Genomic DNA, 11,302 nt, shown 5'->3' with positions numbered 1-11,302 from the left:
TCTATGCAGAAGATTGTTTTAGCCGAAAACTCACCGCTGTTACGCTCAGATTTTATCTTTGGTGTCGCCACCGCCGCCTTTCAGATTGAGGGTGCTGCCGAAAGTCGCGAGCCCTGTATCTGGGATACCTTTTGCGCCGAGCCTGGCCGGATTCGCGACGGCTCTGATGGGCTGGTAGCCTGCGATCATCTGAACCGCTGGCGTGATGATATCGAACTCATCAGTAGCCTGGGGGTGGATGCCTATCGCTTTTCCGTGGCCTGGGGCCGGGTGATCCGCACCGATGGCAGCGTTAACCAGGCCGGCCTGCAGTTTTATCTGGATTTACTTGCTGAGTTGGAAGCACGGCAGATCAAAGCCTTTGTTACGCTATACCATTGGGATTTGCCGCAATATCTGCAAGATCAAGGCGGCTGGCTAAATCGGGACACTGCCTATCGTTTTGCCGAATATGCCGATATTGTCAGTCAGGCCTTTGGCGATAAAGTTTATTCATATGCCACCTTAAATGAGCCCTTCTGCAGCGCCTATCTGGGTTATGAGGCCGGCATTCATGCGCCGGGCGAACAAAACCGCCAGCATGGCCGGCAGGCGGCCCACCACCTATTGCTGGCGCACGGTCTGGCTCTACAGGTGTTGCGCCGTAACTGTCCGCAAGCGCTGAACGGCATAGTACTGAATTTCAGCCCTTGCTTTGCTGCGACCGAAGCCAAAGCCGATCAACAGGCCGCCTGGTTGGCCGATCAGTATCATAATCAGTGGTATCTGCAACCTTTACTGGAAGGTAGCTATCCGGATCTGAGCGCCTACCTGGCGCCAGCTGAATGGCCGCAGATCGCTGAGGGCGATCTACAAATTATTGCTCAGCCGCTGGATTTTCTCGGCATTAATTACTATACCCGTACCGTGTTTACTGCCGGTAAAGATGGCTGGTTTCATGATGTTAAACCGACACAACCGCCACTGACCGACATGGGCTGGGAAATCTATCCGCAAGGTTTAACGGAAATTCTGTTACAGCTACATCAGCGTTATCCGCTGCCGCCGGTCTACATTACCGAGAATGGCGCGGCCATGGTCGATCAACTGGTAGATGGCGAAGTACAGGACGCTGACCGACTGGCGTATTATCAAAGCCACTTAGTGGCGACCGAGCAGGCCATTGCTGCCGGCGTGAATGTGCGCGGTTATTTCGCCTGGAGTTTGCTGGATAATTTTGAATGGGCCGAGGGCTATGCCAAGCGTTTTGGTATAGTCTATGTCGATTACGCCAGTCAGCAGCGCATTGTTAAAGCCAGCGGCCGGGCATTGCAGCAACTTTGGCAAAGCAGAAAATAATAATAAGCAGCGCACTGCAACAGGGTAGAATTATGCTGACCAAAAAAGAAAAAATCGCTTATGGCCTTGGCGATACTGCCAGCAACATCATCTTTCAGACGGTGATGTTGTTTTTAACCTTTTTTTATACCGATATTTTTGGCATTTCGCCGGCTGTGGTCGGCACCATGTTTTTAGTGGTGCGGATTATCGATGCCATCACCGATCCGCTGATGGGGGCGCTGGCAGATAAAACCCAAAGCCGCTTTGGCCAATACCGGCCTTATCTGTTGTATCTGGCGCTACCCTTTGCTTTTATTAGCGTATTAGCCTTTACTACGCCGGATTTATCGCCCAGCGGCAAAATCTGGTATGCCTTTATTACCTATACCCTACTGATGCTGGCCTATACCGCTATCAATATTCCCTATTCGGCATTGGGCGGCGTGCTGACTGCCGATCCGGATGAGCGGGTGTCGGTGCAATCCTACCGCTTTGTGTTTGGTATGTTGGGGGGCTTGCTGGTCACCGCCTGCACTCTGCCCTTGGTGAGTTTTTTTGGGCAGGGCGATCAGGCCAAGGGTTATCAGCTGACGATAGCGGCAATGAGCGTGCTGGGTGTGCTGCTGTTTTTACTCTGTTTTAAAGGTACGCGCGAACGGGTTAAGCCACCTGCCGATCAGCAACTGACGTTAAAAGCCGGACTTAAGGCATTGTGGCAAAATCCGGCCTGGCGGGTGCTGAGTCTGGCGGCTTTGCTGCTACTCATCGGCATGGTGTTGAAAAACACCCTGGTTATTTATTATGTGAAGTATTTTTTGCAGCGCGAGGATCTGGTGACCACCTTTATGACACTGGGTATGCTGGGCAATATCGCCGGTTGCGCCTGTGCCCAGTTTGTTGCGGCGCGGGTAGATAAAGTGAAAGCCTATATTGCCCTGCAGCTGCTGGCTGCTTTACTTTGTGCCGCTGGCTTCTGGGTTGGTAGCAGTCAGTGGCAGCTGGCAATTGCCCTGCATATCGCCTGGTGTTTCTTTTTACAAATGGCGACACCAATGTTGTGGGCAAAAATGGCTGATGTGGTAGATTATGGTCAGTGGTTAACCGGTGTGCGCACCACCGGCCTGGTGTACTCTTCGGTGGTATTTTTTATTAAGCTGGGCCTGGCAGTGGGTGGTGCTTTAGCTGGCTGGTTATTGGCGTTTTATCAGTATCAGCCGGCGGCAGAGCAATCGGCGGTGACGCAACAGGGTATTTTATTGAGCTTTACGTTGCTGCCGGCGCTGGCTTCAGTATTGGTCGCCTGGGTAATGCGCTCTTATCCGTTGCACCGGCAGCGGGTGGCGCAGGTATCGGCCGATTTGGCGGCGCGGGAAGCCGCAATGAAAATCTGATTGAGGAAAGGATAAGTTCGCACTATGGCGACGATTTACGAAGTGTCCAAGCTGGCTGGTGTGTCACTGGCCACCGTATCACGGGTGATGAACAACAATACGCCGGTTAAGGAGTCGACCCGGCGTAAGGTGCTCGATGCCATGGCACAGCTGGATTACCGGCCAAATAGTATTGCGCAGTCGCTGGCCTCGAATCGCTCGAACAGTATCGGGGTGCTGGTATCGGAACTGCACGGTCCTTTCTATGGTGCCATGCTAACCGGTATTGAAGCCGAATTTCGCGCGGCTGGCAAACATGTGATCATTACCGCAGGTCACAGTGATCTGGCCACCGAGCAAGACGGCATCGACTTTCTGCAAAGCCGTAATTGTGATGCGCTGATCCTGCATGTCGAGGCGGTATCCGATGACTATTTACTGCAGCTAGCCGCCGGTGATACGCCCTTTGTGTTACTTAACCGCCATATTCCGGCCATTGCCGACCGTTGTATCAGTTTAAACAACGAGCTGGGTGGCTATTTGGCTACCCGGCATTTGTTGCAGCAAGGGCACCGGCAGATTGCCTATATTGCCGGCCCGATGTGGAAAACCGACGCCCGCGATCGTTATCATGGCCATCAGCGCGCGCTGGCGGAATATCAGCTTACTGCTGATCCGGCACTATTTTTTGAGGGTGATTTCCGCGAAACCGGTGGTAGCAAGGGCTTAGAGAGCCTGCTGAAAACGGGTAAAGCCTTTAGTGCGCTGGTGTGTGCTAACGATGAGATGGCATCGGGCGCCATTACTGCCGCGCGTGAGCTTGGGCTTAACATTCCGCAGCAGCTGTCGGTAATGGGCTATGACAATGTCAATTTTGCCTATTACACCTACCCGAAGCTGTCGACTATCGATTATCCGATCAGTGCCATGGGGCAGATGGCTGCCCGCTGGGTGCTGCGCGAGGTATATCAGCAAGAAAGCAACGAGGTGCAGCAGTTATTTGAACCGGCGCTAATTAGCCGGGATTCGGTGCTGGCTGCCACTTAGTCCCTTGACTAGGTGCAGTTACTACGTAACCAGCGCCCTTGCTGACTCATTTTCATCTGTTCTTGTTGACCATCAAAGTCGCTGCTAAAGCTGGCCGTGCCCTGATAGGTTTTGCGATCGATAATCAGCATTTCACCACTGCCACTGCTTGGCGGCTCCGAGCTACACTGGAAGGTATAGCTAAAGCGGTTTTTATCTTGCTGAGTCAGTTGTTGATTGCAGCCTTCCTGCTCCGGCAGCTTGCCCTGCTTCAGATCTTCTGCGGTCATACAAACTTCGATACTGCCATTCATGCCATCAAAGCTCATACCCTGTGCCTTTAGCATGTCCAGCATCATTTGCCGCTGCGCCTCTGGCATGGCGGCCAGTTGCTGCTGAAATTCCTGCATCATCTGTTCCAGCCTGCCGCTTTGGCTACTGACTTTAAAGCTGTGTTGCCACAGCCCCGGTTCCAGATCGAGTTCGATATTGGCACTGGCCATCATACTGACCAGTAACAGCGGGGTGAAAAGAAGGCGAATACGCATCAGGTTGCTCCCTGCAGTAGAGTGATTTATGGCAAGACTAGACCAATTTTCATTGTTCTGCCAGTCAGCTGTTGCTTAGCAGCAGGTTACAGCTGGGCCCAGTCAAACTCGCTAAAGCAGCGTATCTTATAATCGGCAATGGCAAATTTGCTGTGTTGCCATTCATGCTCTGCTGGAATGGCGACCACTGTCATCCCGGCGGCTTTGGCAGCCGTTACGCCGGCAAAGGAATCCTCAAAGACCAGACACTGCTCTGGAGCGACGCCAAGCTGGCTGGCCGCCAGCAGATAAATATCTGGCGCCGGCTTACCGCGACTGACCAGCTCTAAATGACAGTGCGCCTGAAAATACTGCCGGATTTGTAGTCGCTGTAAGGTGGTATCCAGCAGCAACTTAGGCGAGTTGGTGGCGACGGCCATCTTGAGCTGACGCCGTGCATTTTCGGCCAGCAGCGCCAGTAAGCCGGTTTTCGGTTCGCCGCTGCTGGCGACGCCCGAGGCAACAAAGTCGATAATCTGCTGATGCACCTGCTCCGGGCTGAGTAAGGGCCAGGGCTGATGCTGATACCAGTGCGCAATGACCGCAGCCGTGGTAAGGCCGGTACTTTGTAGTAGTGGTGGCCGGCTAAAATCAACGCCCAGCCCGCCGAGAATTTGCTGTTCGGCCTGATGCCAGAGTGGCTCAGAGTCGATCAGTACACCGTCCATGTCAAAAATTACTGCCTGAAATGCCATAGTCATCCGACGTTATACCAATGGTTAGGGCCTGAGCAGTGGGATCTGATAGATATCGCCTGCTACCCGGCCGCGTTTAACATAATAAATACTGTCTTTATTGACACTGAACTGATGAACAAAATCGGCAACCAGCGGCATCACTATTTGGGTCTCGCCAGTAGTTAAAGAATATTGCCAAATCCCGGATTGCGGACGGTAAAAATACAACCTATCGTCCAGCAGTTGCCAGTTTAACCAGTTAATCAGATCAAAATCAGCCAGTAGCAGTTCTTCATCGCCGTCAGGCAGGGTTTTGCGCCACAAGCCCTGTTGGTGATAGCGGCTAAAGTACAGTTGGCCGTCCCGGATCACGCCACTATAGCCGCCGCCCGAGGTTAATTGCGTCAGGGTCTGATCTGCTGGTTGATACTGCCAGAGCTGCCAATCACCACTGCGATCGCTACTAAACACCAGCCCTGCCGAATCATCTGTATAGTTAACCACATTAGCGCCACTGGTATTGTCGAGCAGTTGGTTTGGCCGTCTGTTACTAAGGTCAACTTCATAGGCGGCGCCATCCTGGCTAAATACCAGCTTAGTTTGATCTGGAGCCAGACTGAGTCGGGTGAAGTGCGGTCCAGCCGGCAGCTCAGCGATGGCGGCCAGCTCGCCTGCTGCCGTTTGTTGCCAGATTTGATACTGGCCGGAGCGGTTACTGAGAAAATACAGCGTCTGGCCGTCACGGCTAATCCGCGGCATGGTATTCAGATACTGTGCTGCGATGATAGCGTCTTGCTGGCCATTGGCCAGCTGATAGCGCCAGATCCCGGATTCGGCCTGTTGCTCTGCCACGTAGAGCTGATTTGCCACAGCGACAAAGGACTGAATACGCTGCTTAGCCTGATACAGCGGCTGCCATTGTGCGGATGGCAGGTGATACTGATAAAGGGTGGTGTCAGAGCTGAGCAACAGTAATTCCGGGGTTAACCATTGTAGATGACTGATCGCAAAAGGCAGTTTTTGCCGATGCGTGCTATGCCAGTTGGGTGCTTGCATTACCAGCAACTCGGTAGCCTGATGTCCGATATAGCGGGCGCTGGCCAGGGCTTCTGGCGCAGAGCCGACTGCGCTTGCCGGTGCCGCCGCCAGGCTGATTTCGCCAGCCAGATTATCACTGGCCGGTGCAGTCAGTTGTTGCCGCTGACCGGTTGCTAACAGATAGCGAAACAGCGCATAGGGCTTGGTTTTATCCTCGCGTTGCCGGAAATAAAAGCCCTCACTGCTGGCCAGCCAACTGGCCTGAAACACGCTGTCCGGCGGGCAGCCAAACAATACACGCTCAGTGCGCTGTTGCAGATCCATTAAGCTAACTTCACAGCGCTGCTGCTGATGGCGCGCAAAGACGATCCAGCGTCCGCTGGGATCCAGTGCGGCCCCCTGATGCTGCAGACTATCCATGGTTAACTGCGTTGCCTGCCCCTGTTGTAACAGCCAGATTTGACTGTGATTATGCGGATCAAGATGATGAAACAGTAACTGCTTGGCATTAGCGCTGATTGAAAACTCTGACCCCTCCAAATGCGTGAGCCGGGTTAACGGCGCACCACTGCCTAGCCACTGTGGGGCCGAGTCGGCCCGGAACCAACTGATGGCTAACCAACCAAGTAATGAAACCAATACCAGGCTCACGCCAATCATCACGGCGCCTGTTCTGGATTTGTGCTGATACTCAGGGCTGTGATCCGCCGGGCTAACTGGTGCGGCCAGGCGATAGCCCAGTTTCGGTAGAGTTTCAATATAAGGTGTGGACGGATCGAGATTGGCAAAGGCCTTTCTTAGCAATGAAATAGCCCGGTTTATCGCGCCCTCACTGACTACGCGTCCCTGCCACACCTCTGTGATTAATTGGTCACGGCTGACCTGGCCTTGTTCGGCGTTTACCAGTAATTCCAGCAAGGCAAAGAGTTTCGGCTCCAGATAGATCCGCTGCTGCGCAGTACAGAGTTCCCGACGTGAGCGGTCAAAGATCACTTGTCCAATATTCAAAAATTTTACGTCGGTCATTATTTTGCCCGGATATTCTGCATTAAGCGGCGCCCGTAAGCTTTTTATCATCTAAAAATCAGCTACACCGCTGTCGGCTAAGGCCGATGCTCACTAAGTTGGTAACTGACTTATGTTCAGGAGGTTACTATGCAACAGTTTCGGCCGATTTTCATTTTATTTGCGATAATGTTAACTGCTTGTGGTGGTGGCAGTAAATCGACCACGGGGACTGTCGTTACCCCCGGCGGCGGCAACACCAATAATGTGATCTTGGGTTCACGCAGCTATATTCTGGCTTTGCCGGCCGGATTTGAGGCCGATAAAGCATACAAGTTGTTATTGGCTTTTCATGGTTCAAGTGGCTCGTCTGCGGGCATGCAGCAAATTGCTGGCTTCGAAAAATTATCCGGTGACTATATTCTGGCGTATCCGCAATCAGAGCAAATCGAGTGGAATGAGGGCTGCGGTTGTAATATTGCACACCGGCTGGGTGCCGATGACCTTGGCTTTGTTGACCAGGTGATCGCCGATATTGCTAAAAAATACCGGCTGCAACCGGGCGAAGTCTATGCTGCCGGCTTCTCGCAAGGCGGCTTATTTACCCAAAACCTGGCCTGTAACCGCAGTACGGTGTTTAAAGCGGTCGCCGTCGTTGCTGCGCCGATGTCGAAACAACTTGCTGAGGATTGCTACCCTACCCAGCCTGTTTCCGTGATGATGGTGATTGCTAAAGATGATGGTGTATTGCCTTACTATGGCATGTTCCATCCGAATTTCGCATTGATCAGTGCCGAAGCCGCAATACGCTTATTTTCACTACGCAATCGCAGCTTACCTGAGCCGATCAAACGGAGCCTGTCGAACCAGGTTGAGCTGACTGCCTATACCAATGGCGTCGAAAAAGCGGAGTTGTATGCAATAAATAAAGGTGGGCACCAATGGCAGTTTAGTGGCTTTAATACCTCAGGCGAAGTGTTGCGCTTTTTCGCCGAGCTGAATAAGCCGACCTTGCCGCAGGGCTCGCAGCGGGTTGAGGTAGCTGGGCAGGGTTATCATGTGCGCAGCTTGGGGCAAACCACAACGGGACCCGCTGTGATCTTGCTGGCCGGACCGAATCAGAATTACCACAGCGACAGTGCCTGGTATAGCCTGCTGCAGCCTATGCTGGCACAGCAGTATCGGGTGCATGCCATTGACCGTTTGGGCAATGCCTGGAGTGACGCAGATCCTGAGCTGTCCTATCAACGCTTTGCGAAAGATTTACCGGCGATTATCAGCGCCCTGGGTGAGCAAGACATAGTGCTGGTTGCCTTTGCCAGCAGCAGCATCAGTGCCAGACTATTGTTACAGCAGGATAATCCGGGCTTTACTACCCAAGGTTTATTACTGATAGATCCGGATATTCCGTTGAGCCAATCGGTTGCGAGCTACAGCGGCTATCCGGTTGACTGGTATCAGGCAAATTTAGCTGCCTTGCTGCCGCATCTGGCCGAAGGACGCTGGACGCAGCGTACCGCCGACAAACTAGCAACAGAGCGGCAGCAGGTCGCGCAATTAGTACCGGCAGCGTATCAGCATTTGATGGATTGGCAGTACTTCGATTTAGTGCAGCAACAGCGGCTGCTGGTAGGGCACCAGCAAAGCCGGGCTCGCGAAATAGCGAACTATGCCAACGATTTACAGCTTTACAGCGAACTGGAGCTACTGACCTCTGTGCCGGTAACTATTATTGATACCGAATTCGAATTGGCGGAGATAGTAAAAAATCCGGACCAGGCAGCCAGCTATCAGCAGATGCGTGCTGAGGCAGCACAATGGGGGCAGCGCCAAGCTGAGGTTTCCGGTGGCCACTATATTGCGGTAGCCCAACAGGAGCATTTACTGATGCTGCAACAGCCAGAGCAGATTTTGCAGGCGTTGCAGCGGATGATCGAACCAAAACTATAACCAACCTTTTTGCCGCGCAATGCGCGCGGCATCAACGCGGTTAGCCGCGTTAAGTTTGCTGATGGCTTCCGACAAATAGTTGCGGGCGGTGCCTTCGGCAATATAGAGCGCACTGGCAATTTCGCCGGTGCTTTTGCCTTCAGCTGCTAACTGTAGTGCCTGGCGCTCTTTTTCGGTTAACGGGTCCTGCTCACCCAGTGAATTGAGTAACAGCTCACTGTCGACCACTTTTTTGCCTGTCATCACCTGTTGCATCGCCTGCACCAGCTGTTCGACCGGCGCATCTTTTAATAAAAAGCCGCCGACGCCGGCATCCATCGCCCTTTTGACATAACCGGCGCGGCCGAAGGTGGTAATAATCACTACCTTGGTAGCCAGCTTTTGCTGTTGTACGTACTGCGCCAGTTCAATACCGCTGGCGCCCGGCATTTCAATATCGGTGAGCAGCATATCAAAGCTGTGTTGCTTTAACTGTTGTAAGGCTGCGTTACCATCCACCGCTTCCGTCACCTGCATATTGGCTTCTAAGCGCAGTAAAGAAGCTAAGGCAGTGCGTACCATTGCCTGATCTTCAGCCAGTAAAATATTCATAGCGGCTCCTGTAGCGGTAAATCAATGATAGCCCTAAAGCCAGAGCCGTGTTCTAACGTTAACTGTGCGCCAATCGCAGCAAGGCGCTGCCGCAGGCCGGTTAAACCGTTGCCTTCTTTGAATGCTGCGGCTTTGCCGTTGTCGGTAAGTTGCAGCTGTAAGCGATGATTGTTTTGCATAAAACCTAATTGACAGCTATCGCCCTGGCTGTGACGCATAATATTAGTAACGAGCTCGGTCAGCGCCAGAATCACTGTGGTTTCACGGCGGCTATCCAGCTGTGGGATCTCACCGCTCAGTTCGACCTGAAAGCCGGCATCACGCAAGCGCGACAGCAGTTTCGCCACTTCGGCAGTTAACCCCTGATGTTTAAAACCGGAGACACTTTGCCGCACCTGACTTAATGCATCGCGGGCGATAGCGCTAAGTTCGGTCAGTTGCTGCTGTGCTGCCTCTGCTTGCTGGCGTGCCAGCAGTTTTTCCGCCAAATCAGCTTTTAAGATAATGCTCGACAGGGTGTGCCCTAAGATATCGTGCAGATCACGGCCAATCCGCTCGCGCTCGACCATGGCTCCCAGTTGCTTGATTTCGTCATGACTTTGTTGTTCCTGACGTAGGCGTAATTGCCGCTGTTGCTCAACTCTGCCCAGCAAGCTAACGCCTATTACAACAGGCAAACCAAGCAGTAAAAAGTATGGCCAGAGAATAAGACCCGTCACATCCAGCGTGATCAGGATGGCGCAAAGTGCAGCCATCAGTAACAGATAAAGCCGCAATGTACAGGCAAAGCCAATAAAAAATCCGGCAAAGCTAAACATGCTGATGGCGCCTGGGTTTATAGGAGCAATCAGGGTTGCAATCACCACCATGCCCAGCACGGGCCACAACATCTGTGAGCTATTTTGTCGGTATGCTACAAAATAGCAGTACAAAAAGCCGATAAGTGTCACAACCATGGCTGCGTAATGCCATAGCTGGTAAGGGACCAAGAGCAACGGAGCCAGGAAAAGCGTCAGATTTAACAGGTAAACCCAGCTCATTTTTTGTTCTAACCGCAGGTTCATCTTGCCACTTCCAGTTGTCCGTTGCTTTGCTGACGGTTTAACCGCTGCCAGCGCCTTTCCAGAGTAAGAATACTGATTAAATATATCGCAACAATCACCAGCGGTATCATTACCAGACTATGCTCCGGAAAGAAAACCCAGCAGAGTGTGCACAATAGAGTGCGGGCGACAGCATGGAAGAGGCCAATCCAGTGCTGAATAATCCAGCCCAGAGGTAGCCACATTAATCCGGTTAAGACCCCCACCGTGAATGGTAGCGAGCGGTAATCGGCCAGGAAAAATGGAATTGCCAGTGCGTAGACTAAAAACGCCATACCGACACCATGCAAAAATAAGGCGTCAAACGGGTTTTTCTGCTTTTTATTAAAGTTGAGACTTTCGCCGGTAAAACGGGCAAGCAGCATACCCAGATAAACAATGCCACCGGTGCCGAGAAAGATGGCAAGCGTCGCCTGATAAGGCGGTAATAACCAGCCAGTCAGTGCCAAAGTTAACCAGACCAAAAGCCCGCTTAACGGCATTGCCAGAAAACGTCTGTTACTAAAGTCTGTTCGTTGCTGTTCTAAGGTGTATTGCTGCATTTTATTACCCTCCATCTTGTTGGTAGGTAAAGTATCTGCTGTGAATGGATTGCCGGGCAGTGTCAGCTGTCAGGACTTTGTCATGACAAATGT

10 protein-coding genes are annotated in these 11,302 nt (G+C 52.4%); 4 read left to right on the top strand and 6 right to left on the bottom strand.

Annotated features, from left to right (window positions below; genetic code table 11):
- Window positions 1–3: 3 nt before the first annotated feature.
- From H1D31_RS16695 to H1D31_RS16685, 3 genes are read left to right on the top strand one after another with little or no spacing between them, the layout of a single operon-like run.
- Window positions 4–1,338 (top strand): GH1 family beta-glucosidase, encoded by a 1,335-nt coding sequence (locus H1D31_RS16695; RefSeq protein ID WP_261259969.1) that lies wholly within the window; start codon window positions 4–6, stop codon window positions 1,336–1,338.
- 32 nt (window positions 1,339–1,370) lie between these two features.
- Window positions 1,371–2,711 carry a glycoside-pentoside-hexuronide (GPH):cation symporter gene (locus H1D31_RS16690; protein WP_261259968.1) on the top strand — a complete coding sequence of 447 codons (1,341 nt, stop codon included), beginning with the start codon at window positions 1,371–1,373 and terminating at the stop codon, window positions 2,709–2,711.
- A gap of 24 nt (window positions 2,712–2,735) precedes the next feature.
- Window positions 2,736–3,737 carry a LacI family DNA-binding transcriptional regulator gene (locus H1D31_RS16685; RefSeq protein WP_261259967.1) on the top strand — a complete coding sequence of 334 codons (1,002 nt, stop codon included), beginning with the start codon at window positions 2,736–2,738 and terminating at the stop codon, window positions 3,735–3,737.
- Window positions 3,738–3,745: 8 nt separating this feature from the next.
- Here the strand turns inward: H1D31_RS16685 and H1D31_RS16680 are convergent, their stop codons facing one another.
- From H1D31_RS16680 to H1D31_RS16670, 3 genes are all read right to left on the bottom strand, one after another.
- On the bottom strand, window positions 3,746–4,264 hold the full coding sequence (locus H1D31_RS16680) for a DUF3617 domain-containing protein (protein WP_261259966.1): 519 nt from the start codon (window positions 4,262–4,264) through the stop codon (window positions 3,746–3,748).
- 86 nt (window positions 4,265–4,350) lie between these two features.
- Complete coding sequence (hxpB, locus tag H1D31_RS16675; protein WP_065955487.1) at window positions 4,351–4,998, bottom strand: hexitol phosphatase HxpB; 648 nt, start codon at window positions 4,996–4,998, stop codon at window positions 4,351–4,353.
- Between the two features lie 24 nt (window positions 4,999–5,022).
- Entirely contained in the window at window positions 5,023–7,044 is a 2,022-nt protein-coding gene (locus tag H1D31_RS16670; protein ID WP_261259964.1) for a winged helix-turn-helix domain-containing protein, read from the bottom strand.
- Window positions 7,045–7,173: 129 nt separating this feature from the next.
- On the opposite strand from H1D31_RS16670, the gene H1D31_RS16665 reads away from it, so the two are divergent.
- Window positions 7,174–8,973, top strand: a complete 1,800-nt coding sequence (locus H1D31_RS16665) for an alpha/beta hydrolase (RefSeq protein WP_065955489.1) — start codon at window positions 7,174–7,176, stop codon at window positions 8,971–8,973.
- Here H1D31_RS16665 and H1D31_RS16660 read toward each other — a convergent pair.
- The 3 genes from H1D31_RS16660 to H1D31_RS16650 all read right to left on the bottom strand — a co-directional run bounded on the left by H1D31_RS16660 (window position 8,968) and on the right by H1D31_RS16650 (window position 11,209).
- Window positions 8,968–9,564, bottom strand: coding sequence for a response regulator transcription factor (locus tag H1D31_RS16660; protein WP_261259961.1), 597 nt, complete (start codon window positions 9,562–9,564; stop codon window positions 8,968–8,970). The genes H1D31_RS16665 and H1D31_RS16660 overlap by 6 nt on opposite strands.
- On the bottom strand, window positions 9,561–10,454 hold the full coding sequence (locus H1D31_RS16655) for a histidine kinase (RefSeq protein WP_261259959.1): 894 nt from the start codon (window positions 10,452–10,454) through the stop codon (window positions 9,561–9,563). The genes H1D31_RS16660 and H1D31_RS16655 overlap by 4 nt, the downstream gene beginning before the upstream one ends.
- Before the next feature lie 170 nt (window positions 10,455–10,624).
- Window positions 10,625–11,209 carry a DUF7010 family protein gene (locus H1D31_RS16650; protein ID WP_065955514.1) on the bottom strand — a complete coding sequence of 195 codons (585 nt, stop codon included), beginning with the start codon at window positions 11,207–11,209 and terminating at the stop codon, window positions 10,625–10,627.
- Between the last annotated feature and the right edge of the window lie 93 nt (window positions 11,210–11,302).

Origin of the sequence: Alishewanella sp. BS5-314, assembly GCF_025377695.1 — a bacterium.
GTDB lineage: Bacteria > Pseudomonadota > Gammaproteobacteria > Enterobacterales > Alteromonadaceae > Alishewanella > Alishewanella aestuarii.
The sequence above is the reverse complement of the archived record's forward strand: the minus strand, read 5'-3'. Positions and strand labels throughout refer to the sequence as shown.